This is a genomic window from Pseudomonas sp. CCI1.1, assembly GCF_034348165.1.
GTDB lineage: Bacteria > Pseudomonadota > Gammaproteobacteria > Pseudomonadales > Pseudomonadaceae > Aquipseudomonas > Aquipseudomonas paracarnis.
The window spans coordinates 3,749,725-3,775,462 of sequence record NZ_CP133780.1 but is presented as its reverse complement, the minus strand read 5'-3'; the positions used below and the strand labels follow the sequence as shown (position 1 = coordinate 3,775,462).

General features: G+C 60.9%; 25 protein-coding genes. 13 read left to right on the top strand and 12 right to left on the bottom strand.

Features of this window, described 5'->3' with window-relative positions; translation table 11 throughout:
- The first annotated feature begins 105 nt into the window (after positions 1-105).
- The 5 genes from RHM69_RS16990 to RHM69_RS16970 all read left to right on the top strand — a co-directional run bounded on the left by RHM69_RS16990 (position 106) and on the right by RHM69_RS16970 (position 4,378).
- Positions 106-1,263: a D-alanyl-D-alanine carboxypeptidase family protein gene (locus RHM69_RS16990; protein WP_014720083.1), complete on the top strand. Its 1,158-nt coding sequence runs from the start codon at positions 106-108 to the stop codon at positions 1,261-1,263.
- Between the two features lie 85 nt (positions 1,264-1,348).
- Positions 1,349-1,630: a DUF493 domain-containing protein gene (locus tag RHM69_RS16985; RefSeq protein WP_005791752.1), complete on the top strand. Its 282-nt coding sequence runs from the start codon at positions 1,349-1,351 to the stop codon at positions 1,628-1,630.
- Complete coding sequence (gene lipB, locus RHM69_RS16980; RefSeq protein WP_200600684.1) at positions 1,630-2,277, top strand: lipoyl(octanoyl) transferase LipB; 648 nt, start codon at positions 1,630-1,632, stop codon at positions 2,275-2,277. The genes RHM69_RS16985 and lipB overlap by 1 nt, the downstream gene beginning before the upstream one ends.
- Positions 2,278-2,302: 25 nt before the next feature.
- Positions 2,303-3,304, top strand: coding sequence for a lipoyl synthase (gene lipA / locus RHM69_RS16975; RefSeq protein WP_161793230.1), 1,002 nt, complete (start codon positions 2,303-2,305; stop codon positions 3,302-3,304).
- A 153-nt stretch (positions 3,305-3,457) separates the two neighbouring features.
- A complete protein-coding gene (locus tag RHM69_RS16970; protein WP_032904147.1) occupies positions 3,458-4,378 on the top strand; it encodes a S66 peptidase family protein in 921 nt (306 codons plus the stop codon).
- A 115-nt stretch (positions 4,379-4,493) separates the two neighbouring features.
- Here the strand turns inward: RHM69_RS16970 and RHM69_RS16965 are convergent, their stop codons facing one another.
- The 5 genes from RHM69_RS16965 to leuS form a co-directional block, all read right to left on the bottom strand.
- Complete coding sequence (locus tag RHM69_RS16965) at positions 4,494-5,819, bottom strand: lytic murein transglycosylase (RefSeq protein WP_200600686.1); 1,326 nt, start codon at positions 5,817-5,819, stop codon at positions 4,494-4,496.
- A 61-nt stretch (positions 5,820-5,880) separates the two neighbouring features.
- Positions 5,881-6,045, bottom strand: coding sequence for an alternative ribosome rescue factor ArfA (arfA, locus tag RHM69_RS16960; protein WP_003176285.1), 165 nt, complete (start codon positions 6,043-6,045; stop codon positions 5,881-5,883).
- 173 nt (positions 6,046-6,218) lie between these two features.
- Positions 6,219-7,256, bottom strand: a complete 1,038-nt coding sequence (gene holA, locus RHM69_RS16955) for a DNA polymerase III subunit delta (protein ID WP_200600688.1) — start codon at positions 7,254-7,256, stop codon at positions 6,219-6,221.
- A 39-nt stretch (positions 7,257-7,295) separates the two neighbouring features.
- The gene (gene lptE / locus RHM69_RS16950) at positions 7,296-7,901 is read right to left on the bottom strand and encodes an LPS assembly lipoprotein LptE (protein ID WP_014720078.1); all 606 of its coding nucleotides are present in this window, start codon (positions 7,899-7,901) and stop codon (positions 7,296-7,298) included.
- A gap of 88 nt (positions 7,902-7,989) precedes the next feature.
- Positions 7,990-10,596 (bottom strand): leucine--tRNA ligase, encoded by a 2,607-nt coding sequence (gene leuS / locus RHM69_RS16945; RefSeq protein ID WP_200600697.1) that lies wholly within the window; start codon positions 10,594-10,596, stop codon positions 7,990-7,992.
- A gap of 261 nt (positions 10,597-10,857) precedes the next feature.
- Between leuS and RHM69_RS16940 the strand changes: the two genes are divergently transcribed.
- Together RHM69_RS16940 and RHM69_RS16935 are read left to right on the top strand one after the other, a co-directional pair.
- Positions 10,858-11,163 (top strand): hypothetical protein, encoded by a 306-nt coding sequence (locus tag RHM69_RS16940; protein ID WP_014720076.1) that lies wholly within the window; start codon positions 10,858-10,860, stop codon positions 11,161-11,163.
- A gap of 97 nt (positions 11,164-11,260) precedes the next feature.
- Positions 11,261-12,022, top strand: coding sequence for a YdcF family protein (locus tag RHM69_RS16935; protein ID WP_014720075.1), 762 nt, complete (start codon positions 11,261-11,263; stop codon positions 12,020-12,022).
- Positions 12,023-12,134: 112 nt separating this feature from the next.
- Here the strand turns inward: RHM69_RS16935 and lnt are convergent, their stop codons facing one another.
- The 5 genes from lnt to miaB form a co-directional block, all read right to left on the bottom strand.
- Positions 12,135-13,658, bottom strand: a complete 1,524-nt coding sequence (gene lnt, locus RHM69_RS16930) for an apolipoprotein N-acyltransferase (RefSeq protein WP_014720074.1) — start codon at positions 13,656-13,658, stop codon at positions 12,135-12,137.
- Between the two features lie 8 nt (positions 13,659-13,666).
- Positions 13,667-14,506: an HlyC/CorC family transporter gene (locus tag RHM69_RS16925; RefSeq protein ID WP_003194444.1), complete on the bottom strand. Its 840-nt coding sequence runs from the start codon at positions 14,504-14,506 to the stop codon at positions 13,667-13,669.
- A 42-nt stretch (positions 14,507-14,548) separates the two neighbouring features.
- A complete protein-coding gene (gene ybeY / locus RHM69_RS16920) occupies positions 14,549-15,007 on the bottom strand; it encodes an rRNA maturation RNase YbeY (RefSeq protein ID WP_014720073.1) in 459 nt (152 codons plus the stop codon).
- Positions 15,000-16,004: a PhoH family protein gene (locus RHM69_RS16915; RefSeq protein WP_014720072.1), complete on the bottom strand. Its 1,005-nt coding sequence runs from the start codon at positions 16,002-16,004 to the stop codon at positions 15,000-15,002. The genes ybeY and RHM69_RS16915 overlap by 8 nt, the downstream gene beginning before the upstream one ends.
- A 230-nt stretch (positions 16,005-16,234) precedes the next feature.
- The gene (gene miaB / locus RHM69_RS16910; RefSeq protein WP_014720071.1) at positions 16,235-17,563 is read right to left on the bottom strand and encodes a tRNA (N6-isopentenyl adenosine(37)-C2)-methylthiotransferase MiaB; all 1,329 of its coding nucleotides are present in this window, start codon (positions 17,561-17,563) and stop codon (positions 16,235-16,237) included.
- A 130-nt stretch (positions 17,564-17,693) separates the two neighbouring features.
- Between miaB and RHM69_RS16905 the strand changes: the two genes are divergently transcribed.
- The 6 genes from RHM69_RS16905 (at position 17,694) to RHM69_RS16880 (ending at position 23,670) form a co-directional block, all read left to right on the top strand.
- Positions 17,694-18,020, top strand: a complete 327-nt coding sequence (locus RHM69_RS16905) for a DUF1820 family protein (protein WP_003215457.1) — start codon at positions 17,694-17,696, stop codon at positions 18,018-18,020.
- Between the two features lie 223 nt (positions 18,021-18,243).
- On the top strand, positions 18,244-20,298 hold the full coding sequence (locus RHM69_RS16900; protein ID WP_078466472.1) for an NAD(P)-binding protein: 2,055 nt from the start codon (positions 18,244-18,246) through the stop codon (positions 20,296-20,298).
- A gap of 38 nt (positions 20,299-20,336) precedes the next feature.
- On the top strand, positions 20,337-21,095 hold the full coding sequence (locus tag RHM69_RS16895) for a transporter substrate-binding domain-containing protein (protein ID WP_019818062.1): 759 nt from the start codon (positions 20,337-20,339) through the stop codon (positions 21,093-21,095).
- 30 nt (positions 21,096-21,125) lie between these two features.
- Positions 21,126-21,842, top strand: a complete 717-nt coding sequence (locus RHM69_RS16890; protein ID WP_014720068.1) for an ABC transporter permease — start codon at positions 21,126-21,128, stop codon at positions 21,840-21,842.
- A complete protein-coding gene (locus RHM69_RS16885; protein ID WP_014720067.1) occupies positions 21,839-22,549 on the top strand; it encodes an ABC transporter permease in 711 nt (236 codons plus the stop codon). The genes RHM69_RS16890 and RHM69_RS16885 overlap by 4 nt, the downstream gene beginning before the upstream one ends.
- Before the next feature lie 8 nt (positions 22,550-22,557).
- A complete protein-coding gene (locus tag RHM69_RS16880) occupies positions 22,558-23,670 on the top strand; it encodes a succinylglutamate desuccinylase/aspartoacylase family protein (RefSeq protein WP_073452088.1) in 1,113 nt (370 codons plus the stop codon).
- On the opposite strand, the gene RHM69_RS16875 is transcribed toward RHM69_RS16880, so the two are convergent.
- Positions 23,671-24,225: a tetratricopeptide repeat protein gene (locus RHM69_RS16875; RefSeq protein WP_014720065.1), complete on the bottom strand. Its 555-nt coding sequence runs from the start codon at positions 24,223-24,225 to the stop codon at positions 23,671-23,673. It abuts the gene before it with no gap.
- A 226-nt stretch (positions 24,226-24,451) separates the two neighbouring features.
- Positions 24,452-25,735 carry a glutamate-1-semialdehyde 2,1-aminomutase gene (hemL, locus tag RHM69_RS16870; protein ID WP_019818059.1) on the bottom strand — a complete coding sequence of 428 codons (1,284 nt, stop codon included), beginning with the start codon at positions 25,733-25,735 and terminating at the stop codon, positions 24,452-24,454.
- Positions 25,736-25,738 lie beyond the last annotated feature (3 nt).

Sequence of the window (25,738 nt, the reverse complement as noted above, 5' to 3'; positions counted from 1 at the left end):
GGGCAAGGGGTGAGCGGGCAACCGAACACGTGACAGTCTGGAAGCGGGCTGTCTGAATAGTTTTGCCCGCGAGGGCAAGTTTCCATAAGCAATTTCGAGAGACGGATGAACATCACCACCTTAGCCAAACGCACGTGCCTGCTTATCTCGCTGATCATCACCCCGGCCGCCTGGGCGGTTGAAATGGTGCCGGCCTCCCCGCAACTGGCCGCCAAGTCGTGGGTCCTCATGGACGCCGCCAGTGGTAACGTGCTGGTCGAAAACGGCGGTGATGTACGCCTGCCGCCTGCCAGCCTGACCAAGCTGATGACCGCCTACATCGCGACCCTGGAAATCCGTCGCGGCCAGATCGGCGAAAACGACCCGGTTACCGTCAGCGAAAACGCCTGGCGTACTGGTGGTTCGCGGATGTTCATCAAGGTGGGTTCGCAAGTGACCGTGAGCGACCTGCTGCACGGCATCATCATCCAGTCCGGTAACGACGCCAGCGTCGCCCTGGCCGAGCACATCGCCGGCAGCGAAGACGCCTTCGCCGACATGATGAACAAAACCGCCGGTGAGTTGGGCATGACCAACAGCCACTTCATGAACCCGACCGGCCTGCCGAACCCGGAGCACTACTCGTCGGCTCATGACATGGCGATCCTGGCGCGCGCCATCATCCGCGTTGACCCGGTGCACTACGCGATCTACTCCCAGAAGGAATTCTTCTGGAACAACATCAAGCAGCCTAACCGCAACCTGTTGCTGTGGCGCGACAAGACCGTCGATGGCCTGAAGACCGGCCACACCGACGAAGCCGGCTACTGCATGGTGTCGTCCGCCGTACGTGATGGCCAGCGCCTGATCGCCGTAGTATTCGGCACCAACAGCGAGCAGGCCCGTGCGGCCGAGACGCAAAAACTGCTGACTTACGGCTTCCGCTTCTTCGAAACCCAGACCTTCTACCAGAAGGGTGCTGAACTGGCGACCGCGCCGGTGTGGAAGGGCTCGACTTCTCAAGTCAAGGCCGGCCTGGCCGACGACCTGACCCTGACCATGCCTAAAGGCCAGCTGAAAAAGCTCGCCGCCAGCATGACCCTGAACCCGCAATTGGTTGCGCCAATCGCCAAGGGTGATGTGATCGGTAAGGTCGAAGTGAAGCTGGACGACAAGGTGGTGCACAGCGCCGACCTGATCGCGCTGGACGCTGTCGAGGAAGGTGGTATCTTCCGCCGCGTATGGGATAGCATCCGTCTATTCTTCTACGGCTTGTTCAACTGATTGTGTGCACCTGCAAAGCCCCGCGTTGATCCAACGCGGGGCTTTGCCCGTCGCCACGGCTTAGCGCTTACGAGGCTGTTCTGCCATGACCGATAAAGACGTAGAAGTAAAGGCGCCAAAGATCGAATTTCCTGTGACGGATTATCCCGTCAAGGTGATCAGCGATACCGGTGTCGGCCGCAAGGACAAGATTCTCGAAATCGTGCGCAAGCACGCGACGATCAACGACAACCGCGTGGACGAGCGCCAAAGCTCCACCGGCAAGTACACCACGATCCAGTTGCACATCGTTGCGACCGATCAAGACCAGCTCTACAACATCAACAGCGAACTGCGAGCCACCGGCTTCGTGCATATGGTGCTGTGATGTCGCAAGTCCTGGGCTTTCGCGAGCTCGGCCGGATGGCATACGAGCCGGTCTGGCATGCCATGCAGCGCTTTACCAATGAGCGCGACACCTCGGCCCCGGATGAAATCTGGCTGGTGGAACACCCGCCGGTCTTCACCCAGGGTCAGGCCGGCAAGGCCGAGCACTTGCTGCTTCCGGGCGATATTCCGGTGGTGCAGGTCGACCGAGGGGGGCAAGTGACTTACCATGGGCCCGGTCAACTGGTGGCTTACCTGCTGCTGGACGTGCGCAAGCTGGGGTTTGGCGTGCGCGACCTGGTCAGCCGCATGGAGACGTGCCTGATCGAGCTGTTGGCCAGTTACGGCGTGACCGCCGTGGCCAAGCCCGATGCACCGGGTGTGTACGTGGATGGCGCGAAAATCGCCTCCCTGGGGCTGCGCATTCGCCACGGTTGTTCCTTTCATGGCCTGGCCTTGAATGTGGACATGGACCTGGCGCCGTTCCGGCGCATCAACCCGTGCGGTTACGCCGGGCTTGCGATGACCCAGTTGAGTGAGCATGCAACATCCATAGAATTTGCCGAGGTAAGTGCCCGGCTGCGCGCGCAGCTCGTCAAACACCTCGACTATGCAGAGCAGACGACCCTGACGGGCGGAATCGATTGATATGACTACTGATGTTGTGCAAACCATGATCCCGACGCTGGACATCACTGAGCGTCCAGCCCCGGCCCCGCGTGCCAAGGTGGAAGCCGGCGTCAAGCTGCGCGGCGCCGAGAAGGTTGCACGCATCCCGGTCAAGATCATCCCGACCACCGAACTGCCGAAGAAACCTGACTGGATTCGCGTGCGCATCCCGGTTTCGCCGGAAGTCGACCGTATCAAGTCGCTGCTGCGCAAACACAAGTTGCACAGCGTATGCGAAGAAGCCTCCTGCCCGAACCTGGGCGAGTGCTTCTCTGGCGGCACCGCCACGTTCATGATCATGGGTGACATCTGCACCCGTCGTTGCCCGTTCTGCGACGTCGGCCACGGCCGTCCGAAGCCGTTGGACGTCAACGAGCCAGAAAGCCTGGCCATCGCCATCGCCGACCTGAAGCTCAAGTATGTGGTGATCACCTCGGTAGACCGCGACGACCTGCGTGACGGTGGTGCCCAGCACTTTGCCGACTGCATCCGCGAGATCCGCAAGCTGTCGCCGAACGTGATGCTCGAAACCCTAGTGCCGGACTACCGTGGCCGTATGGACGTCGCCCTGGACATCACCGCTGCCGAGCCGCCGGATGTGTTCAACCACAACCTGGAAACCGTGCCGCGCCTGTACAAGGCGGCGCGCCCGGGTTCGGACTACCAGTGGTCGCTGACCCTGCTGCAGAAATTCAAGCAGATGATGCCGCACATCCCGACCAAGTCCGGCTTGATGCTGGGCCTGGGTGAAACCGACGAAGAAGTCATCGAAGTCATGAAGCGCATGCGCGAACACGACATCGACATGCTGACCCTGGGCCAGTACCTGCAACCGTCCCGCAGCCACTTGCCGGTGCAGCGCTTCGTGCACCCGGACACCTTCGCCTGGTTCGCCGAGGAAGGCTACAAGATGGGCTTCAAGAACGTGGCCTCGGGCCCGTTGGTGCGGTCTTCGTACCACGCCGACGAGCAGGCCAAGCTGGTCAAGGCGAGCCTGGTTTCGTAAGCCGCCCCCAGAATCAATGTGAAATGCTGGCTTGTGTGGGAGCTGGCTTGCCTGCGATAGCATCACCTCGGTGTCACTGATACACCGAGGCGCTTGCATCGCAGGCAAGCCAGCTCCCACATTTCGTTCTGCGTCATATAGGGAGAACCATGGATGACCGCCGCCGTACCTGCACTGCGCCCCGAAGGCACCTTCGGCCTGATCGCCCCCGCCGGCCCCGCCGCGCTGGATGTTGAAAAAGCCGGGCAATGGATGCGTGCCCGTGGCTACCAATTGCACATTTTCCCCGGGGTGTACGAGCACGACGGCTACCTGGCCGGCAGCGATGAAGTGCGCGTGCGTGATTTGCATGCCGCCTTCGCCAACCCCGATATCGATGCCATCCTTTGCCTGCGTGGCGGTTACGGCACGCCCCGTTTGCTCGACGCCCTAGACTTCGACCTGCTGCGCGCCAACCCGAAGCCGTTCGTGGGCTACAGCGATATCACCGCCTTGCATCTGGCCATCAACCGCTATGCGGGCTTTGTGACGTTCCATGGCCCGATGCTCAACGCCGACCTGCTCGGCGGCAAACAGCCACCCACCGAATCCTCCTTGTTCAGCCTGCTGCGTGGCCAGCGGGGCGCCGGCAGTGTGCTGCCGCACCCGATGGCCTACCCGTTGACCACAATCGAGCCAGGTGTGGCCTGTGGGCGCTTGCTGGGGGGTAACTTGTCGATGATCGCCGCGGTCATGGGCACGCCTTACGAAATAGACGCTGACGGCATCATCCTGTTTATCGAAGACGTCAACGAACCGCTCTATCGCATTGACCGTCTGCTGACCCACCTGCGCCTGGCTGGCAAGCTGGCCCAGGTCGCCGGTGTACTGGTAGGGGATGTGGCTGGTGTGGATAGCGGGGCGTTGGCACGTCTGCTGAAGCAGTCCTTTGAGCCGCTGTGCATTCCAGTGCTGGCAGGCTGGCGCAGTGGGCATTGCGACCCGAACCTGACATTGCCGATGGGCGCCTTGGTGCGCCTGGATGCGGGGGAGCAGCGTGTGGTGTTGGAGCAGGATGTAGTGTTCAAGGCCTGATCGTTCCCACGCTCTGCGTGGGAATTCCTCCAGTGACGCTCTGCGTCACCCTCTTCAGCCGCGGACGCGGAGCGTCCAAGGCAGCGCTCCCACACAGAGCGTGGGAGCGATCACTTCAGCGGTTCTGCAGCGACTCCAGCAACTTCACCGTCGGATACCCATCCGCCGGCCAGCCCAGTGCCTGCTGCGCAGCCCGAATCGCCTTGCGCGTGTTGGCGCCAATAATCCCGTCGGCATTACCCGCGTCATAGCCTTTGGCGCTGAGCGCCGTCTGCAGGTCTATGCGTTGCGAACGGCTCAGTGGCAGCTCATCTTTTGGCCAACTGCCCCGAATCACACCGCCACCGCCAAACCGCTCCGACAGCAAGCCAACCGCCAGTGCATAGGACGACGAATTGTTGTACTTGAGGATCGCGCGGAAGTTATCCAGCACCAGGAACGCCGGGCCACGGTAGCCGGCCGGCAGCAGCAGGGCGGCGGACAGCTGGTCGACATTGGCCGGCAGGCTCACGCCAGGCGGCAGTTGGATGCCCAGTTGCAGCCATTGCGCCACGGTCTTGCGCACGCCGCCATCGGCCAGGCTGTAGTCGAAGCCCGACGGCAGCGGCTGTACTTCAACGCCCCACGGCTGGCCTTTCTGCCACCCCGAGCTTTGCAGGTAATGCGCGGTGGAGGCGAGGGCGTCGGACGGGCTGTTCCAGATATCGCGGCGACCGTCACCGTCGAAGTCCACGGCATGGGTGTTGTAGGTGGTCGGGATGAACTGGGTCTGGCCCATCGCCCCGGCCCAGGAACCTTTCATCTGGTCGGCCTGAATATCGCCATGCTGGATGATCTGCAGCGCGGCCAGCAACTGCGCTTGCGCAAAGGCCGGACGACGTCCTTCATAGGCGAGGGTGGCCAAGGAGCGGATCACCGAGTTATTGCCCTGGAAAGCGCCGAAGTTGCTCTCCATGCCCCACACCGAGACCAGCGCCTGGCGGTCGACGCCATAGCGTTGCTCGATGCTTTGCAGAATATCGGCGTACTTGACCAGCAGTGCCTGGCCATTGCGCACGCGCACCGGCGACAGTGCTCCGTCGAGGTACTCCCACACCGGGCGGGAAAATTCCGGTTGGCTGCGGTCGGCGCGAATCACCGCCATATCAGGTGTGACGCCGGCAAAAGCGTTATCGAACACGGCCGCAGTGATCCCGGCCTGCAGCGCTTGCGCACGGAAGCCAGCTTGCCATTCGGCAAAGGTCTGGGTCGGCTGGATATCGAGATTGTCCACCGCCAACGGGGCCACCACGGCAGGCGCGATAGCCGGGGCCGTCTCGAGCTTGGGCAGGGGTTGAGCGTCCGCAGCGGTAGGTTTTTCGGCGCAGGCGACAAGCAGAATGAGGCTGGAGGCAGCGATCAATTGGCGCAGGTGCCAATGACGAGAAAGACGAGAGGGCATGCACAGGTCCAGGGGTTACAAATCAGGTACAGACCTTATCATGCCAGAGGGGCGCTTGCCTTCAGGCAGCCAGAAAGTAAGAAGCCTCCCAGCTATTAGACTGGAAGGCTTCGCGGCGGTAGCTGCCTTTGCCTTTGCCGGCGCGTTCCTGGCGGCTGCGGAACAAGGGCTGGGCGATGATGGATTTGGCCTTGTTGGGGCCATGCTTGGATGGCTTTTTGCTCATGGTGGATTCTCTCGCTTGAGGGTGGAATGCAGCGGTGCAAATCATCTGCCGAAGTGGGCCGGCTGTAAAGCCCGTCGATAGGTGGGAAATGTCGCAAATAGGCAGTGGGCAGAGTCAATGTGGGAGCAGGCAAGCCAGCTCCCACAGGGTTTTGTGCCGTTGTACAGAGGTGGTTATTCGGCAGGCAACGCCAGGCGCTGGCCAGCCATCAACAGCGACAAGCGGCTCAGGCTCATCCACGGCGAGCCGGCCGCCTGGCCTTTGATCTGTGCGTCGATGCGCTGCGCTTCCAGTAACAGTTGCGCCCAGCGTTGCGCCGAGTGCCGTTGCAGGGCTTTGCTCATCAGGGGTTTGCGTTTGTCCCACACCGGCGGCCTGGCCTGGCTGAAGCATTTGTCCAGTGGTGTGCCCTGGCTGTATTGCAGGGCAATGTTCGCCAACACCCGCAGCTCACGGGCCAGTGCCCACAGAATCACCGGCGGTTCCACTCCTTCGCCACGCAGGCCTTCGAGCATGCGCAGGGCGTGGGCGGACTCGCCGTTGAGGATGGCGTCCACCAGGCCGAACACATCAAAGCGTGCGCTATCGGCCACTGCGCCTTGCACGGTTTCGACGGTGATCTGCCCGTCTTCAGCCATCAACTTGAGCTTTTCGATCTCCTGGGCGGCGGCAAGCAGGTTCCCCTCGACCCGAGCGGCGATCAGTTCCACGGCATCCTGTGTCGCCGCCAGCCCTGATTGCGACAGGCGCTGACGAATCCACTGCGGCAACTGGTTGCTGTCCACCGGCCAGATCTGGATGAACTGAGTCTGTGGACCTTCAACCAGGGCCTTGCCCCACTTGGTTTTCTGCGCGCTGCCGTCAAGCTTGGGCAGGCTGACCAGCAGCACGGTGTCTTCGGCGGGGCGCGAGCAGTATTCCATCAGGGCCGCGGCGCCTTTATCGCCCGGCTTGCCCGAGGGCAGGCGCAGTTCCAGCAGGCGTTTTTCGGCAAACAGCGACATGCTCGCGCCAGCTTGCAGCAGCGTGCCCCAGTCGAAACTGGCGTCAGCACTGAACACCTGGCGTTCATCGAAACCTTGCTGGCGTGCGGCGGTGCGGATAGCGTCGGCCGCTTCCTGGCACAGTAGCGGGTCGTCGCCGCTGACGATGTACACAGGCGCAAGGCCACCTTGCAGGTGTTTGGCGAGTTGGGCGGGGGCAAGTTTCATAGGCGGGGCAAACGGGGCGCCAGGGGCGCCCCGTCTGGCTTACTCGACAGGGACTTCAACAGGTGACTGTTTCGGTGTGTTGTCTTCATATTCCTGCGCGGCTTTCAGGGCGTCGGCGTCAGCCTTGGCCTTGTTGTCGGCCACTTGCTGCAGCTCAGCCAGTTTTTCCGGAGTGAGCATTTGCAGGCGAGTCATCATGCGCTGGATCAGCTCACGACGCATTTCCTTGCGCACCTGGATGGTCTCGGAGTCCGAACCCACCAGGTTGTTGCCATCGTGGCTCACCACTTTCTGCACCTGGATCTTGTCACCCATCAACGGCAACTGATCACGGCCTTGTATTTCGAACATCAGCGCCGTGTTCAACTCTACGTCCGACGCACGGCCAGCACTGGCGTAGCTGATATTGCGCTGGGTTTCTCGCTCATCCGTCAGGATCAGTTTGTAGGTGGCGCCGTTGTACACGTGCACACCGCTGTTTTCCAGGGTCTGGCGCAGCTGGGTGACGGTTTCGCCGTAGGCGTTGCGGGCGCTGACGTCGAGTTCCTTGAGCGACAGCTCATTGGTGCCGGTGCCGCGCAGCTGGAAGCCGCAAGCGCTCAACAGCACGGCAAGGCCCATAACCAGCAGATTGCGTTTGATCATTTTGTTGCTCCCCTTGAAACCAGGTGGGCCTTCTCGGGCCCTAAAGGTTTAGTTCGGCGTGGGGCCCAAGCCCCGCGCCTGATCCGATTTAGCTGGCGACGATATTGACCAGTTTGCCAGGCACCACGATCACCTTGCGGATGGTCAGGCCTTCGGTAAAGCGCAGCACGTTCTCATTGATACGTGCAGCTGCTTCAACCTCTTCACGGCTGGCGCTGGCCGGCATGTCGATCTGGCCACGCAGTTTACCGTTAACCTGGATGACCAGTTGCAGCGTGTCCTGTACCAGGGCGCTGTCATCCTGCACCGGCCAGGCGGCATCGATGACGGCACCGCTGTGGCCCAGACGGCTCCACAGTTCATGGCTGATGTGCGGCGTGATCGGCGCGAGCAACAGGGTAACTGTTTCCAGGCCTTCCTGGATCAGCGCACGGTCTTGTTCGGTCGCCTGCGAGGCTTTTTCCAGCACGTTCATCAGCGTCATCACCTGGGCGATGGCGGTGTTGAACTTGTGGTTCTGCCCGACGTCCTGGCTGGCCTGGCGGATAGCCAGGTGGATGCTGCGGCGCACGGCTTTCTGCTCGTCGTTCAAGGCGCCGAGGTCCAGCTTGCCCGGCAGGCCCTGGCTGACGTGGGCGTGGGCCAGGCGCCAGACGCGCTTGAGGAAACGGTGCGAACCTTCAACGCCAGAGTCGGACCATTCGGCGCTCATGTCAGGCGGCGAGGCAAACATCATGAACAGGCGGCAGGTGTCGGCGCCGAACTGATCGATCATCGACTGTGGGTCGACGCCGTTGTTCTTGGACTTGGCCATCTTCTCGGTGCCACCGATTTCCACCGGCAGGCCGTCGGCCTTCAATTTGGCGCTGATGACCTTGGCCTTGCTGTCACGCTCAAGCTCGACATCCGCCGGGTTGAACCAGGTGTAGGCGCCATTGGCTTCGCGACGATAGTAAGTGTCGGCGATCACCATGCCCTGGGTCAGCAGGTTCTTGAACGGCTCATCGGAGCTCACCAGGCCTTCGTCACGCATCAGCTTATGGAAGAAGCGCGCATACAGCAGGTGGAGGATGGCGTGTTCGATGCCACCGATGTACTGATCCACCGGCAACCAATGGTCGGCTGCGGATTTCTCCACCAGGCCGCCTTCATAGTGCGGCGAGGCATAACGAGCGTAGTACCACGAGGACTCGACGAAGGTGTCCATGGTGTCGGTTTCACGCTTGGCCGGTGCGCCGCACTTAGGGCAGCTGCACTCGTAGAACTCAGGCATGCGTGCCAACGGCGAGCCAGCGCCATCCGGCACCACGTCTTCTGGCAACACGACCGGCAGTTGGTCTTCCGGTACCGGCACGTCGCCGCAGGTTTGGCAGTGGATGATCGGGATCGGGCAGCCCCAGTAGCGCTGGCGGCTGATGCCCCAGTCGCGCAGGCGGAACTGGGTGCGCGAGGCACCGAGGTTTTTCTGGATCAGGGCCACTTCCATGGCATCGAAGGCGCCCTGGAAGTCCAGGCCGTCGAATTCGCCGGAGTTGATCAGCGTGCCGTGCTCGCCGTAGGCGTCTTGCCACGGAGCGGGGTTGGTGTCGCCCGAGCTGGTGCGCACGACCGACTTGATCGGCAGGCTGTACTTGGTAGCGAATTCGAAATCGCGCTCGTCGTGGGCCGGCACGGCCATGACGGCGCCATCGCCGTAGTGCATCAATACGTAGTTGGCGACCCAAACCGGCAGTTTCTCGCCGGTCAGCGGGTGCTCGACGAACAGGCCGGTTGGCAGGCCTTTTTTCTCCTGGGTGGCGACGTCGGCTTCGGCCACGCTGCCGCCTTTGCATTCAGCGATGAACGCCTGCAGCTCAGGGTTGTTCTGTGCGGCCTGGGTGGCCAGCGGGTGTTCGGCGGCCACGGCGACGTAGGTCGCGCCCATCAGGGTGTCTGGGCGGGTGGTGAAGACCTTGAGTGCGCCCGCTTCGCCGATGGAGTCGACGTTGTATGGGAACTGCACTTCCATGCCCTTGGATTTGCCGATCCAGTTGCGCTGCATGGTCTTGACCTGTTCAGGCCAGCCCGGCAGATCGTCGAGGCTCGACAACAGTTCATCCGCGTAGGCGGTGATCTTGAAGTAGTACATCGGGATTTCGCGCTTTTCGATCAGCGCGCCGGAACGCCAGCCGCGACCGTCGATAACCTGTTCGTTAGCCAGTACGGTCTGGTCGATCGGGTCCCAGTTCACGGTGCCGCTTTTTTTGTAGATCACACCTTTTTCGAACAGGCGAGTGAACAGCCATTGTTCCCAACGATAGTAATCCGGCTTGCAGGTGGTGACCTCGCGGGACCAGTCCACCGCCAGGCCCAGGCTGCGCAGCTGGGTCTTCATGTAGGCGATGTTTTCGTAGGTCCACTTGGCGGGCGCCACGTTGTTTTTCATCGCGGCGTTTTCTGCCGGCATGCCGAAGGCGTCCCAACCCATAGGTTGCAACACGTTCTTGCCGAGCATGCGCTGGTAGCGCGAAATCACGTCGCCGATGGTGTAGTTGCGCACGTGCCCCATGTGTAGCTTGCCGCTGGGGTAAGGGAACATCGATAGGCAGTAGTAAGTCTCCTTGCCTGGCTGTTCACTGACTTCAAAGGACTTTTGCTCGTCCCAGAAGGTTTGGGCGGCATTTTCTATTTCACGGGGCTGATATTGTTCGTGCATGGCTACTTTTGAACTGGATAGGGGTGGCCTAATCCTCTTCGGTGCACTGTCCGGGTTGTTCGACACCAAGAAGCGGCGCGTCCGTGCCCAAACCCTGCGGGAAGTGGAGTTACAGGAAGCGCCGTAGCATACATGACCCCACTCTATCGAGGGAAACCCTGATTGCGCGGCAAGGGCCGTCTGTCGCGGCACCGGGCAGGCGCAGCCACGGGGGCTACGCTGTTTAGTGGGGAGCAAGTATTTCTTCAATGAGGTGAGGGGATGGTTGAATCGCAGCGAACTTTAACGAAACCGCAGTTGTATGAAGGATTGATCGACCGTTTGGGTCGGGCATTGGATGCCGCAAGAACCGCAGGCCGATTGCGTGATGAGCGGCCTCTGGAGCTGGAGTTGCGAGGCTTGAGCCAGGCGGAACTTGAATTGATCAAGAACTACCTGGCGTTGAATCACGACCGCGCCTCCCATGGGCAGGCTTCCCCGCCCGCTCATTCGGCCAAGGTCATCTGGCTCAAAGACTTGGCGACCGGCCGCGGGCCAGAGGACTTCCGCTCCGTGCGGTGCAAGTGAGCCCCGCGTTATCCGTTAGCGTTATCAAAATGTTGTCGGTAAGGATTGTTGCAAAACCCCGATGCATCTAGGCTTCGGGCATCTTTGGAGATGCCCGATGCCTTTTCGTTATTTCATTAAACAACTGTTGTTGCCGCCCGGTATTTTTCTGCTGTTGCTGGCGTGTGCCTGGTGGTTTCGCCGCAGCCGTCCACGCCTGGCGGGCTTGTGCTTTGCCCTCGGGCTGGGCGGGATGTGGTTGATCAGCCTGCCAGTGATGGTGCAGTGGGGCGCCCGTGTCCTGGAGACAGAACCACCTTTGGCCCGGGAAGACTGGGCCACCTTGGCCCAGCGTGCCGACGCGATTGTGGTGCTGGGCTCGGGGCGCGAGCGCGGTGACGTTGCCTGGGGCAGCGACCAGCCCACCGGTATTGGCCTGGAGCGTGAGCGTTTTGCCGCGCGGCTGGCCAAAGCATCCGGTTTGCCAGTGCTGACCAGCGGTGGCTTGCACTACGGCACGCCGCCCAGTGAGGCCGAGCTGATGGCCGTGTCGATGCAGGATGACTTCGGTGTCACCGTACGCTGGAAAGAAGAGCGAAGCCGCACTACCTGGGAAAACGCCCAGATGAGCGCCGAGATACTCTTGCCTCAAGGCATCAAGCGTGTGGTAGTGGTGACCCAGGCCTGGCACATGCCGCGTTCGGTGTGGAGTTTTGAAAAGGCCGGCTTCACCGTGGTGCCGGGGCCGGTGGGCTTTTTGGGTGTGGACCATGGCCGACCGCTGGGTGGCTGGATGCCGGAGGTCAAGGCGGTGTGGCAAAGCGGGCAGTTGATCAATGAAGCGGTGGGGCAGGTGGGGTATCGGTTGTTTTACCGGTAGGCGCAACACAGGAGATCAAAATGTGGGAGCTGGCTTGCCTGCGATGGCGGTGGGTCAGTGAGCACTTAGGGCACTGATACACCGCCATCGCAGGCAAGCCAGCTCCCACAGGTCAGAGCGTTTTGGACATTCGTGCAGCCAGCAGAGCCCAGCCAAACAATGCCAGGCACACAATGATCAACGGCCACGAACGCCATTGCAGGTACGGCGTGAGGTTATGCATCGGCACCACCTCTCCATAGAGAATGCCGCGCTCGAACTGCGGGATCTGCGCGGTGATCTGCCCAAACGGATTGATCAGCCCGGTCACGCCGTTGTTGGTGGCGCGGATCATCCAGCGGCCAGCTTCCAGGGCACGCATCTGCGCCATTTGCAGGTGCTGCAGCGGGCCGATGGAGCGGCCAAACCAGGTGTCGTTGCTGATGGTCAGCAGCAGGTCGCTCTGGGCCGACAGGCCGGCGGCGAATTCGGGGTACACAACTTCATAGCAAATGAACGGCGCAATCTGATAACCCTTGGCCTGTAGCATGGCCTGGTCAGAAGGGCCGCGGGCGAAGTCGGACATGGGCAGGTCGAAAAAGGCGATCAGCCCGCGCAACATGTCCTGCAACGGCACGTACTCGCCAAACGGCACCAGTTTCTGCTTGAGGTAGGTGCCGTCACCTTCACCCACCACGGTGATGCCGTTGAAATAGCGCTTCTGGTGGTGCACTTCCTGGCGAATCGGTACCCCGGTGATCAACGCACTGTCCCGGTCGGCGGCAAACTTGCCCATCATGCCCAGGTAGCCCTCGACGGACTCCTTGAGCACCGGCACGGCGGTTTCCGGCCAGACCAGCAGGTCGACGCGCTTGGAGCTCAGGCTCATGTCGCGGTACAGCGCCAACTGTGCATTGAGCTGGTCGGGGTCCCACTTCATGCTTTGCTCGACGTTGCCCTGAATCGCGGCCACGCTCAGCGGCGCGCCAGACGGCGACGTCCAGGCGTGATGCTTGAGCGCCAGGCCAATGGCCCAAGGTGCAACCAGCAATAACAGGCCCGCGCCGATGAAGGCATTGCGCTTGCTGGCCAGCAGACGCGGCAGGTTGCACAGCAATGCGGCGGTGAGTGCGAGGGCGAAGGAAATCAGCCACATCCCACCCAATGGCGCGAGGCCGGTCAAAGGCCCATCGAGTTGACTGTAACCGGAGTACAACCACGGGAAACCGGTAAGGAACCAGCCACGAAAGGCTTCCTGGCCGACCCACAACGCGGCGAACGTCAATGCATCCGCCAGTGGTGCTTCGTTACGGCGCAACCAGCGTGCCCATAACCAGGCGGGCAGGGCAAAGAACCAGGCGATGGCGGCGGTGAACAGCAGCATCAGGAACCCCGCCAGCAGCACCGAAGCGCCGCCGAAGTGGTGGATGCTGTAGTAGATCCAACTGGTGCCGGCGCCAAACAGGCCGAAGCCGAAACACCAGCCACGGGCCAGGGCTTGGCGGGGTGTCAGCTCCCGCAGGCCGATATAGAACAGGCCGACCGCTACCAGCGCCAACGGCCAGATATCGAACGGCGCCAGCGCCAGGGTTGTGATGGCGCCGGCCACCACGGCCAGCAAGTTACCGGGCCAGCCGGGTGCGATCATACGGCGCATGTCAGTCCTTAGCGGGCGATAGGTGTCAAACGGATCAGATGGATACGACGGCTATCGGCATTGAGGATGCGGAAGCGATACGCACCGATCTCGGTGGTTTCATTACGCTTGGGCAAATGCCCGAACGCACTCATCACCAGGCCGCCGACGGTGTCGAACTCATCGTCCGAGAACTCGCTGTCGAAAAACTCGTTGAAGTTCTCGATCGGCGTCAGCGCCTTGATCAGGAAATCACCACTGGGCAGCGGCTTGATGTAGCTGTCTTCTTCGACGTCGTGCTCGTCTTCGATGTCGCCGACGATCTGCTCCAGCACGTCTTCGATGGTGACCAGGCCGGCCACGCCGCCGTATTCGTCAATCACAATGGCCATGTGATTGTGGTTGGCGCGGAACTCGCGCAGCAGCACATTCAGGCGCTTGGACTCGGGCACGAAGGTGGCCGGGCGCAGCAGGTCCTTGATGTTGAAGCTGTCGCCGTTCTCCTTGAGGATCAACGGCAGCAGGTCCTTGGCCAGCAGGACGCCCATGACGTCGTCATGGCTTTCACCGATCACCGGGTAGCGCGAATGCGCCGAGTCGATCACGGCCGGGAGGAATTCCCGTGGGGTCTGGGTCGCCTTGATGCTGATCATCTGCGAGCGCGGGACCATGATGTCGCGTACTTGCAGGTCAGCCACCTGGATGGCGCCCTCGACGATGGCCAGCGCTTCGCTGTCCAGCAATTTGTTCTGGTGTGCATCGCGCAGCAGCTCCAAGAGCTCCTGGCGGTTCTTCGGCTCGTGGGCAAAAGCCTGGGTCAGTTTACCCAGCCATGACTTCTGCCCGTTGCTCGATCGGTCTTCGCTCATAGCGATTACTCTAAATCCTTTGATATGACAGTTGAGTGTTGATCAGTTTTCGTCGTCTGCGTACGGGTCGCGGTGACCCAGCTCTGCAAGCAACGTTCGTTCCAGCGCTTCCATTTCCTCGGCTTCGTCATCGTCTATGTGGTCGTAACCCAAGAGATGCAAGCAGCCGTGGATGACTAGATGGGCCCAATGGGCCTCAAGTTCCTTGCCTTGTTCGGCCGCTTCGCGCTCGACCACCGCGACGCAGATCACCAGGTCGCCCAGCAGCGGGATATCTAGCAATTCGTCGGGCACGTCGGCGGGGAAGGACAGCACGTTGGTCGCGTAGTCTTTCTGGCGCCAGGTGTGGTTCAGCTCACGGCCTTCGGCCTCGTCCACCAGACGAATGGTCAGTTCCGAGTCGGCGGTGCGCTGGCGCAAGGCCAGTTCACACCATTGGCGGAACTGGGCTTCGCTGGGGGCGGGCGCGTCGGTGGCCAGCTGCAGGTCTAGCTCAACCATCGTGGCGAGCGTCCTTGGCGGGCGCGTCGTCGCGGTGTTCGAAACGCTCATAGGCCTCGACAATGCGCTGCACCAGCGGGTGGCGTACCACGTCCTTGGGCATGAAATGCGTGAAGCTGATACCCGGCACGTCCTTGAGCACCTCGATCACCTGGCCCAGGCCCGACTTGGTGCCCTTGGGCAGGTCGACCTGGGTGATGTCGCCCGTGATCACGGCAGTGGAGCCGAAACCGATACGGGTGAGGAACATCTTCATCTGCTCAACGGTGGTGTTCTGGCTTTCGTCGAGGATGATGAAGCTGTTGTTGAGCGTGCGGCCACGCATGTAGGCCAGTGGTGCGATCTCGATCACCTGGCGCTCGATCAGCTTGGCCACGTATTCAAAGCCGAGCATCTCGTACAGCGCGTCGTAGAGCGGGCGCAGGTACGGGTCGATCTTCTGGGCCAGGTCGCCGGGCAGGAAACCGAGCTTTTCGCCGGCCTCGACCGCTGGGCGCACCAGCAGGATGCGCCGCACTTGCTCGCGTTCCAGGGCATCGACGGCGCAGGCCACCGCCAGGTAGGTCTTGCCGGTACCGGCCGGGCCGATGCCGAAGTTGATGTCGTTGCCGAGGATTTCCTTGACGTACTTCTGCTGATTCAAGCCGCGGGGGCGAATCATGCCTTTTTTGGTACGCAAGGCCACGCTGGCTTCGGCCACCGGGTTATTGGCCAGGTCTTCCACAGCCGATTCCTGCAGGTACAGGTGCACGGTCTCCGGCGACAGCTCGCTACCCTTGGTTTCGCGGTAGAGGCGGCGCAGCAGGTTTTCTGCAGACGTGGTGTGTTGAGGTTCACCAATGAGCTCGAACTGATTGCCGCGGTTGCGGATCTCGATGCTCAGGCGTTGTTCGATCAGGCGCAGGTGCTCGTCGAACTGTCCGCACAGGTTGGCGAAACGGCGAGCCTCAAACGGCTCGAGGATAAAGCGATGGGGTTCTGCTATGGGTGCGTTCAAGGTTGCTTTTAGCCGCCCTTTGGCTGATGAGGTGAGAGAGAGAATAACGCCAGGCGCCGGTGTGCGAAAGCACTTAAATAGCTTGGCCCCACTCTCGATAACCCTGAAGAACCCCTGTGGGAGCTGGCTTGCCTGCGATAGCGGTGGGTCAGTTGGCACATAGGGCACTGATACATCGCTATCGCAAGCAAGCCAGCTCCCACATTTTGATCTTCATCCGGTCAGCGAGATCAGTTGATCAACGAGCCACGCAACGAGTGTGGCTGCGCCGCATCAATGTGCACATCGGCAAACTGGCCGATCAGCGTGGGATTGTCGCAGCGGAAGTTGACGATTCGGTTGTTCTCGGTACGCCCCTGCAATTCACCCGGGTCTTTCTTCGAATAATCGGTGACCAGAATGCGCTGGATCGAACCGACCATTTGTCGGCTGATTTCAAAGCCCTGCTGATTGAGGCGATGTTGCAGCGCGTTCAAGCGCTCTTTTTTCAACGCTTCCGGGGTTTCATCCAGCAGGTCGGCAGCCGGGGTGCCCGGGCGCTGGCTGTAGACGAACGAGTAGGAGAAGTCGAAACCGACGTCCTCGATCAGCTTCATGGTCTGCTGGAAATCTTTCTCGGTTTCGCCCGGGAAGCCGACGATAAAGTCCGAACTGATGCAGATGCCCGGCACGGCAGCGCGCAGTTTGCGCAATTTGGATTTGTATTCCAGCGCGGTGTGGTTGCGCTTCATCGCCGACAGAATGCGGTCCGAACCCGATTGCACCGGCAAGTGCAGGTGTTTGACCAGCTCTGGCACTTCGGCGTGGGCCTGGATCAAGCTGTCGGAGAACTCCAGCGGGTGGGAGGTGGTGTAGCGGATACGCTCGATGCCATCGACAGCGGCGACCACGCGGATCAATTCCGCCAGGTCGGCCAGGCGGCCATCATCGGTCTGGCCACGGTAGCCGTTGACGTTCTGGCCCAGCAGGGTCACTTCGCGCACGCCGTTTTCAGCCAGGTGGATGATTTCCGATAGCACATCGTCAAACGGCCGGCTGACTTCTTCGCCGCGGGTGTAAGGCACCACGCAGAAGGTGCAGTACTTGCTGCAGCCTTCCATCACCGACACATAGGCGCTCGGCCCATCGATGCGCGGTTCGGGCAGATGATCAAATTTTTCGATTTCGGGGAACGACACGTCAACCTGCGGCAGCTTGGTGATGCGTGCGGCGTCGATCATCTCGGGCAAGCGGTGCAGGGTTTGCGGGCCGAACACCACATCGACATAGGGCGCGCGGTCGCGGATCGCAGCGCCTTCCTGGCTGGCCACGCACCCGCCGACGGCGATCACCATGTCCGGGTTGGCCAGTTTCAATTCGCGCCAGCGGCCCAGCTGCGAATACACACGGTCCTGGGCCCGCTCGCGGATCGAGCAGGTATTGAGCAGGATCACGTCGGCATCTTCGGCGCGGGCAGTGACTTCCAGGGCCTGGTGTTCGCCCAGCAAGTCGACCATGCGCGAGCTGTCGTACTCGTTCATCTGGCAACCGTGGGTTTCGATGTAAAGCTTCTTGGCCATGGGAATCGTCAACTGGTGGTAAAGAACCGCGCATTATAGGGGGCATGCCCATTGGTTCCTAGCGCTGTGCATCGGGTGCCATGCTATAGTTCGCGCCCTCTTTTATATCCCCATGTGTTGTTCGCCCACCATGACCAAACGTGAAGCTCCAATCTATAAGGTGATTTTCCTCAACCAGGGCCAGGTGTTCGAAATGTACGCCAAGCAGATCTATCAAAGTGATCTGTGGGGCTTCCTGGAGGTGGAAGAGTTCGTCTTTGGCGAGCGCACCCAGTTGGTGGTCGATCCGGGCGAAGAAAAGCTCAAGGCCCAGTTCGAAGGTGTGGTGCGCAGCTTTGTGCCCATGCATTCGATTGTGCGCATCGATGAAGTCGAGCGCCTGGGGACGCCGAAGATCAGTGAAGCTCGGGGCATGAGCAATGTGATGCCGTTTCCGATGCCGATGCCTGAGAAGTGATCTGCAATTAATTTGTAGGGCGTTTCCGAAACTGCCTCTCAATGGATAGACATTTTGTTTGAAAGATAGCAAATTTTGTTTATTCAGAGAGGGCATCATGAATCTACCAATAATAAGAAAACCTCGAAGTTTCCCCCGTTCGACTGCGTTTAATCACGCCACTCATTAGCGCCAAGTTCCATCACGCCTTCATTAACGAACTGACCTGTTCGGGAGTAGCCCTGTGCGCGATCCTCGCTATGACATTCTGTTTGAGCCGGTGCAAATTGGCCCGGTGCGTACCCGCAATCGCTTTTATCAAGTTCCGCACTGTAATGGCATGGGCCACGTGCACCCCTCGGCGATGGCGCGCATGCGCGCAGTGAAAGCCGAGGGCGGCTGGGGCGTGGTGTGCACGGAAGAATGCGAAATCAGCCCGCTGAGCGAGTTCTCCCCTTATATAGAAGCGCGTCTTTGGGATGAACGCGATATTCCTGCACTGGCGCGCATGTGTGAGGGGGTACACCGTCACGGGGCGTTGGCTGGGGTAGAGCTGGCATTCAATGGTTACTCGGCGCCCAACCGCTACAGTCGCGAAATTCCCTGGGCGCCTTCCAATACCCCGGTGCGCAGTTACGACCCGGTGCAGGCTCGGGCCATGAGCCATGCCGATATCCGGCAATTGCGCGCCCTGCATCGAGCCGCCGCATTGCGCGCCCGGGAGGCGGGTTTCGACATCATCTATGTGTACGCCGGCCACGACCTGAGCGTGCCGTTCCATTTCCTCACGCCACGCAATAACCGGCGTACCGACGAATACGGCGGTACGCTGAAAAACCGTGTGCGCCTGTTGCGCGAGTTGATTGAAGACACTCGCGACGCAGTGGGTGATCGGTGTGCCGTAGCGGTCCGCCTGGCGGTGGATGAGCAAATGGCCGACGGCCTCAGCCGCGAGGGCGAAGGTGCCGAAATCTTCTCGATGCTGGCGGACCTGCCGGACCTGTGGGACGTCAATGTCGCCGATTGGTCCAATGACAGCGTGACGGCGCGCTTTGCCGGGGAGGGTTACCAAGAGGCCTTCCTGCTGGGGCTCAAGGCGCTGACCAGCAAGCCCGTGGTGGGCGTCGGCCGCTTCACTTCGCCGGACACCATGGTGTCTTTGGTTCGCCGTGGCGTACTGGACCTGATCGGGGCGGCCCGCCCTTCGATTGCCGATCCGTTCTTGCCCAAGAAGATTGAAGAGGGGCGCGCCGAGGAAATTCGCGAATGCATCGGCTGCAATGTATGTGTCAGTGGCGACCACACCAGCACGCCCCTGCGCTGTACACAGAACCCGACCATGGGCGAGGAGTGGCGGCGTGGCTGGCACCCCGAGTCGGTCAACCGTACGCAGCAACCCGGCCGGGCGCTGGTGGTCGGCGCCGGGCCATCCGGGCTTGAGTGTGCACGGATCCTAGGTGCGCGAGGGATGGAAGTGGCCCTGGTCGACAGCCTGCGCACCCTAGGCGGGCGTGTAGCGTTGGAAGCCCGGCTGCCGGGGCTGGCGAGTTGGGCACGGGTGATTGACTATCGACTGGATGCGTTGAGCCGCATGCCGTCAGTCGAGATCTATCGGGAAAGCCCCTTGCAGGCCCAGGATGTGCTGGATTTCGCCGCCGAGCATGTGTTCATCGCTACGGGTTCCCATTGGCGGCGGGATGGCTTGGGACGCGCCTTGCGCTCCCCCTTAACGGGCCTGGAGAGCCTGCCCGTGCTGACGCCTGATGACCTGATGGCGGGGGTGTTGCCCACTTCGCCGGTGTTGCTGTTCGATGACGATCACTATTACATGGGCAGCGTGCTGGCCGAACACCTGGTGGCGCGGGGTGTGGAGGTGATATTCATCACCCCTGCGGCGGACGTGGCGGCCTGGACCCATAACACTCTCGAGCAGCACCGCATTCAGCGTCGTCTGATGCAGTTGAATGTCACGATCATACCGTCCCATACGCTGGTCAGCGTTAAGCCAGAGGGTGTGGTAGCGGGTTGCATCTACACCGAACGTACGCGGTTGATCCCAGCTGCAGCCTTGCTGCTGGTCACTTCCCGGGAGCCTGAGCAGGCGCTGTATCAGGCCTTGAACAACTCACCCGAACAGTTACAGGCGGCAGGCATCCGAACGCTGACGCTGATCGGCGACTGTGTGGCGCCGGGCACCATTGCGGCGGCGGTGTATTCAGGTCATCGCATCGCACGTGAGTTCGATGCGCCCGAAGGCTCGCTGATAGTGCGGCGGGAAATTCCATTTATCGAGGTGTAGTCAGTCCGACTGTTCAATCAATAACGAGGAATACAATAATGAAAAAAATACTCCTGATGTTATTCACCACACTCCTTATTAATTCATCGTTGTTTGCCAGCGATTATAAAGTGATCCGTTTCGCTGCCGATCCCAACTATGCGCCCTTTGCTTATAAAGACAGTACGGGCACTTTGACCGGTTTTGAAATAGATATTGGCAATGCAATTTGTGCACATTTGAATGTTCGCTGCCAATGGGTCGAGAGTGACTTTGACGGCATGATTCCCAGCCTCAACGCCGGCAAGATCGACGCCATCCTTGCTTCAATGACCATCACTGCCGCTCGGCAAAAGGTCATCGACTTTTCCTCGGAGGTGTTTTCCAGTCCCACCGCCATGGTGATGCGCCCTGGCACTGAGCTTTCCACAGGCATGGCCGTCGGCTATTTGCAGGGCAGTACTCAAGAAGTGTATGCCCGGCAAGTGCTCGCCGGGCAGGGTATGAAGGTGGTGGCTTATGCCGATCAGGAGCAAGTGTACGCGGACCTGCTGACAGGGCGTTTGCAGGCATCGCTGCAGGATGCTCAGCAAGCACAGAGCGGATTTTTACGTTCACCCCAAGGCGTCGGGTTCGTGCTGGGCCCGCTGATTGACAGCGAGTTGATGCCGTCCAAAAGCGGCATTGGCATCGCCAAGGGCAACCACACGTTGAAAGCGCTGTTGGATAAGGGGCTGGCTGCCCTGCACGCCGATGGCACCTACGCTCGCCTGCAAGAGCAGTACTTCCCCGGAGTGAACATGTTCAGCGGCCAATAACCGCCCTCAACGGCCAGCGAGGACACAATCATGCTACCTGCCTTCACTCAATTCGCCGCGTCCCTGGGCGGTTTTTTGCCGATGTTACTGCACGGGGTCTGGGTCACCCTGCAACTGGCACTGTTGTCATTGCTGCTGGGGCTGATCCTGGGCCTGCTGGGGGCAGGCGCCAAGCTGTCCAGGGTCAGGGCATGGCGCCTGTGCGCGCAGGTGTATACCACCTTGATTCGCGGGGTTCCGGACCTGTTGTTGATGCTGTTGATTTTCTACGGGTTGCAGACAGGCCTGAGTCGTCTGACCAGCGAATTGGGCTGGGCCTACATCGATGTCGACCCTTTCAGCGCCGGCGTGATCACTCTGGGGTTTATCTACGGCGCCTATTTCACCGAAACCTTTCGCGGCGCGTTGCTGGCTGTGCCCCGGGGCCAGTTCCAGGCTGCCAAAGCCCTTGGCCTGACCTTCAGGCAGAGTTTTGTGCATGTGATATTCCCGCAAATGATGCGGTTTGCCCTGCCGGGGCTGGGCAATAACTGGATGGTCTTGCTCAAGGCCACGGCGTTGGTGTCGATCATCGGCTTGGCAGACTTGGTGAAAGTGGCGCAGATGGCGGGCAAGAGCAGTCAGCAATTACTGGCTTTTCTGCTGCTGGCGGCGCTGGTTTACCTGTTGCTCAGCAGTGTTTCAAACGCGGCGTTGCGCTGGCTGGAGCGTCGGTATGGTGACGGTGTGCAGGAATCATCATCATGATCGAGCTTATCCAGGAGTATTGGCGGCCGTTTATCTATTCTGACGGCCAACAAATCACCGGCCTGGCCATGACCTTGTGGCTGACTAGCGCCTCTTCGTGCCTGGGCCTGCTGTTGGCGTTGCCACTGTCCATTGCCAGGACGTCCAGCCGACGCTGGCTGCGTTGGCCGGTGCAAAGCTTTACCTACGTGTTTCGCGGCACACCGCTGTATATCCAGTTGCTGATCTTCTACACCGGCATCTACAGCATTGGCGCCGTTCGCGAGCAACCGTTGCTGGATGCTTTTTTTCGCGAAGCGCTCAATTGCACCCTTCTGGCGTTTGCCCTCAATACCGCGGCCTACACCACGGAAATACTCGCGGGCGCGATCCGGGCGATGCCGCGCGGTGAAATCGAGGCTGCACGGTCGTTGGGTTTCGACGGTTGGAAGCTGTACGTGCACTTGATCATGCCCTCGGCCCTGCGCCGGTCGTTGCCCTACTACAGCAATGAAGTGATCTTCATGTTGCATTCCACCACCCTGGCGTTCACGGCAACGGTGCCGGATATCCTGAAAGTCGCACGGGATGCCAACGCTGCAACCTTCCTCACCTTCCAATCCTTTGGCCTGGCCGCGGCGCTCTACTTGTGCATTACGTTCGCGTTGATCTGCCTGTTCCGTCTGGCAGAACGACGCTGGCTGAGCTTTCTTGATTCGAATCGATAGGAGGCGATATGCAGACTTGCAGACATGAACTGTTGACGGCTGTGCCAGGTACCACGCGGCATATTCATAGTTTTCATTACGGCCCAGCCGATGCGCCGAGCAAGGTTTACATCCAGGCGTCCCTGCACGCCGATGAGTTGCCGGGGATGTTGGTGTTGTGGCATCTCAAACAACGGCTGGCAGATCTGGAGGCCAAAGGTGCGCTGCGTTGGCAGGTGGTGCTGGTGCCGGTGGCCAATCCGCTGGGGTTGGAGCAGGTGCTGATGGACGTGCCGCAGGGGCGCTTCGATAACGACAGTCGAGAGAACTTCAATCGCTTCTTCATCGACGTCAGCCAGCAGGTCGGGGATCAGGTCCAGGATGTTCTGACTGATGATCCTGCGCATAACCTGCACCTGATCCGCGCGACCTTGCGGCAAACCCTTGTCAGCCAGGTGCCGGCGACCCAGCTGCATTCCCTGCGCCTGGCCCTGCAAACGCTGGCCTGTGACGCCGACAGAGTGCTGGACCTGCATTGTGATTTCGAGGCGGTGCAGCACCTGTACCTGGCACCGGACGCCTGGCCCCAGGTGGAACCGCTGGCGCGGTACCTGGGCGCCCGGGCCTGCTTTATGAGCCCGGACGCGGGCGGGCATTCGTTCGACGATTGCTACACCTTGTTCTGGGCACGGATGCAGGCGCGTTTCCCTGGGGTCTTTGCGGCGCCGGGTTTTGCCGTGACCGTGGAGTTGCGCGGCGTGGCTGATGTGAGCCACGGGCTGGCGCGACAGGATTGTCAGGCGTTGATCAACTATCTGACTTTGCAGGGAGGCGTTGAGGGGCAAGCGCCTCCACTACCGGCGTTATTGAGTCCGCCAACACCCTTGGCGGGGGTCGAGCCGGTGGTGAGTGCGGTGGGAGGCTTGATTGTGTTTTGCGCGCAGGTGGGGGATTACCTGGAAGCAGGACAAATCGTGGCGCACGTCATCGATCCGATTACAGACCGTGTGACCGAGGTAGCGTGTGAGCGTGCAGGGCTTTTGTATGTACGATCAATACGCCGAATGGCAAGCGCCGGTATGGCGATTGCCCACGTCGCAGGGGTCACGGCGTATCGACAGGGCTACCTGTTATCGCCGTGATCAAGGCAGGGGAGAGAAAGGCGAACGCCCATCGGCGCTCTGCAACTCCTGCAGGTAGTTGCGGAAAATCTGCCCCAGCACCTGGGTCGCCACTTCCAGTTCATCGCGCTGCATGTGCTCGGCGACTTCGTCGGCGGTGTCCAGTGCGTCTTCGGCGCCATTGACCGCGGCCATTTTCAGCACGATGTACGCCTGAATGTTGTTGGCCGGCACGCCTTCGCCTTTGAAGAACATGTTGCCCAACTGGTATTGCGCCTGGGCGTGGCCCTGCAACGAGGCTTTCTCGAAGTAGCTCAACGCTTTGTTGAGGTCAACGGCCGGGTTCTTGCTGTCGTGGTAGTACTCGCCCAACTCGTATTGCGCCTGCGCATCCCCGTCCTCGGCCTGTTTCTGGCACGCGCTCAGGGCTTCGGCCTGGCTCTCTGGCTGGGTATTGAGGGTGCAACGACCCATCGCTGGAATTAACAACGAGTTGCCGCCGGCCTGGGCATGTGCCAGTAGCGGTTGAAGGAGCAACAGGCAGCCCAGAACCAGGGTGCGGCCGGTGCGTTTCATGGGAATCGACTTACCTCTGACGGGGCGCGCGGACCCTCGAGGGAGTCCAATAAGCGCGCATTATGAAATAAGCAGGCCTCTGCTTACAAAGTCTTTACTCGTTTTTCTGCTGCTTGGGCAAGTTATCTGCCGGATTGCAGTGCAATTCTCGAAAAAACCAGGAATTCTCTGTAAGCAAAGTAGCAAATCTGACGCTGCCAGGGGCAACGTCAGAGGTTGCCGTCACTTATTTCAGGGCCGCGAAGGCGCGCTCGGCAGCATCCAGGGTCAACTTCAGTTCGGCTTCGCCATGGGCAATCGAGGTGAAGCCGGCTTCAAAGGCGCTCGGCGCCAGGTACACGCCGCCTTCGAGCATCAGGTGGAAGAAGCGCTTGAACAGCTCGGCATCGCTGCCCATCACGTCATCGAAGGTGACGATATCGTCGGCGCCGCTGAAGTACAGGCCGAACATGCCACCGGCCTGGGTGGTCACAAACGGGATGCCGGCGGCGTCGGCGCGTTGTTGCAGGCCGTCGAGCAGGCGCGTGGTGTAGTCGGTCAGCTCGGCGTGGAAGCCCGGGCGGCTGATCAGGCGCAGGGTGGTCAGGCCGGCGGCCATGGCCAGTGGGTTACCCGACAAGGTGCCTGCCTGGTATACCGGGCCGAGCGGGGCGATGTGTTGCATGATCTCGCGCTTGCCGCCGAAGCAGCCTACCGGCATGCCGCCGCCGATGATCTTGCCGAAGGTGCTCAGGTCTGGCGTAACGCCGTAGTAAGCCTGGGCGCCACCGAGGGCGACCCGGAAACCGGTCATCACTTCGTCAAAAATCAGCACCACGCCATGCTTGTCGCACTGCTCGCGCAAGCCCTCAAGAAAACCCGGGGCCGGTGGAACGCAGTTCATGTTGCCGGCAACCGGCTCGACGATGATGCAGGCAACGTCCTGGCCGACTTCGCTGAGCATCTGCTCGACGGCTGCGATGTCGTTGAACGGCAAGGTCAGGGTGTGCTTGGCGAATGCCGCAGGTACGCCAGCGGAATTGGGAACGCCCTGGGTCAGCGCGCCGGAGCCGGCTTTCACCAGCAGGCTGTCGGAGTGGCCGTGGTAGCAGCCTTCGAACTTGATGATGTTGTCGCGGCCGGTGAAACCACGGGCCAGGCGGATCGCGCTCATGGTGGCTTCGGTGCCGGAGCTGACCATGCGCACCATTTCCATCGACGGCACGATCGAGCAGACCAGGTCGGCCATCTCGGTTTCCATCGCGGTCGGGGCGCCGTAGGACAAGCCGTGTTGCAGTTGCTGGCGCACCGCCTCCAGCACATCCGGATGGCTGTGGCCGAGGATCATCGGGCCCCAGGAGCCGACGTAGTCGACATAGCGCTTGTCGTCTTCATCGGTGACGTAGGCGCCTTCGGCATGCTTGAAGAACAACGGCGTGCCGCCCACGCTCTTGAACGCACGCACGGGGGAGTTCACACCGCCGGGGATGTGTTTCTGGGCGTTGGCAAACAGGGTTTCGGAACGGGACATGAT

Excerpts from the sequence above, each read along its gene's own strand:
- RHM69_RS16990 (WP_014720083.1), top strand. The coding sequence starts at position 106 with ATGAACATCACCACCTTAGCCAAACGCACGTGCCTGCTTATCTCGCTG.
- RHM69_RS16985 (WP_005791752.1), top strand. The coding sequence starts at position 1,349 with ATGACCGATAAAGACGTAGAAGTAAAGGCGCCAAAGATCGAATTTCCT.
- lipB (WP_200600684.1), top strand. The coding sequence starts at position 1,630 with ATGTCGCAAGTCCTGGGCTTTCGCGAGCTCGGCCGGATGGCATACGAG.
- lipA (WP_161793230.1), top strand. The coding sequence starts at position 2,303 with ATGATCCCGACGCTGGACATCACTGAGCGTCCAGCCCCGGCCCCGCGT.
- RHM69_RS16970 (WP_032904147.1), top strand. The coding sequence starts at position 3,458 with ATGACCGCCGCCGTACCTGCACTGCGCCCCGAAGGCACCTTCGGCCTG.
- RHM69_RS16965 (WP_200600686.1), bottom strand. The coding sequence starts at position 5,819 with ATGCCCTCTCGTCTTTCTCGTCATTGGCACCTGCGCCAATTGATCGCT.
- arfA (WP_003176285.1), bottom strand. The coding sequence starts at position 6,045 with ATGAGCAAAAAGCCATCCAAGCATGGCCCCAACAAGGCCAAATCCATC.
- holA (WP_200600688.1), bottom strand. The coding sequence starts at position 7,256 with ATGAAACTTGCCCCCGCCCAACTCGCCAAACACCTGCAAGGTGGCCTT.
- lptE (WP_014720078.1), bottom strand. The coding sequence starts at position 7,901 with ATGATCAAACGCAATCTGCTGGTTATGGGCCTTGCCGTGCTGTTGAGC.
- leuS (WP_200600697.1), bottom strand. The coding sequence starts at position 10,596 with ATGCACGAACAATATCAGCCCCGTGAAATAGAAAATGCCGCCCAAACC.
- RHM69_RS16940 (WP_014720076.1), top strand. The coding sequence starts at position 10,858 with ATGGTTGAATCGCAGCGAACTTTAACGAAACCGCAGTTGTATGAAGGA.
- RHM69_RS16935 (WP_014720075.1), top strand. The coding sequence starts at position 11,261 with ATGCCTTTTCGTTATTTCATTAAACAACTGTTGTTGCCGCCCGGTATT.
- lnt (WP_014720074.1), bottom strand. The coding sequence starts at position 13,658 with ATGCGCCGTATGATCGCACCCGGCTGGCCCGGTAACTTGCTGGCCGTG.
- RHM69_RS16925 (WP_003194444.1), bottom strand. The coding sequence starts at position 14,506 with ATGAGCGAAGACCGATCGAGCAACGGGCAGAAGTCATGGCTGGGTAAA.
- ybeY (WP_014720073.1), bottom strand. The coding sequence starts at position 15,007 with ATGGTTGAGCTAGACCTGCAGCTGGCCACCGACGCGCCCGCCCCCAGC.
- miaB (WP_014720071.1), bottom strand. The coding sequence starts at position 17,563 with ATGGCCAAGAAGCTTTACATCGAAACCCACGGTTGCCAGATGAACGAG.
- RHM69_RS16905 (WP_003215457.1), top strand. The coding sequence starts at position 17,694 with ATGACCAAACGTGAAGCTCCAATCTATAAGGTGATTTTCCTCAACCAG.
- RHM69_RS16895 (WP_019818062.1), top strand. The coding sequence starts at position 20,337 with ATGAAAAAAATACTCCTGATGTTATTCACCACACTCCTTATTAATTCA.
- RHM69_RS16890 (WP_014720068.1), top strand. The coding sequence starts at position 21,126 with ATGCTACCTGCCTTCACTCAATTCGCCGCGTCCCTGGGCGGTTTTTTG.
- RHM69_RS16885 (WP_014720067.1), top strand. The coding sequence starts at position 21,839 with ATGATCGAGCTTATCCAGGAGTATTGGCGGCCGTTTATCTATTCTGAC.
- RHM69_RS16880 (WP_073452088.1), top strand. The coding sequence starts at position 22,558 with ATGCAGACTTGCAGACATGAACTGTTGACGGCTGTGCCAGGTACCACG.
- RHM69_RS16875 (WP_014720065.1), bottom strand. The coding sequence starts at position 24,225 with ATGAAACGCACCGGCCGCACCCTGGTTCTGGGCTGCCTGTTGCTCCTT.
- hemL (WP_019818059.1), bottom strand. The coding sequence starts at position 25,735 with ATGTCCCGTTCCGAAACCCTGTTTGCCAACGCCCAGAAACACATCCCC.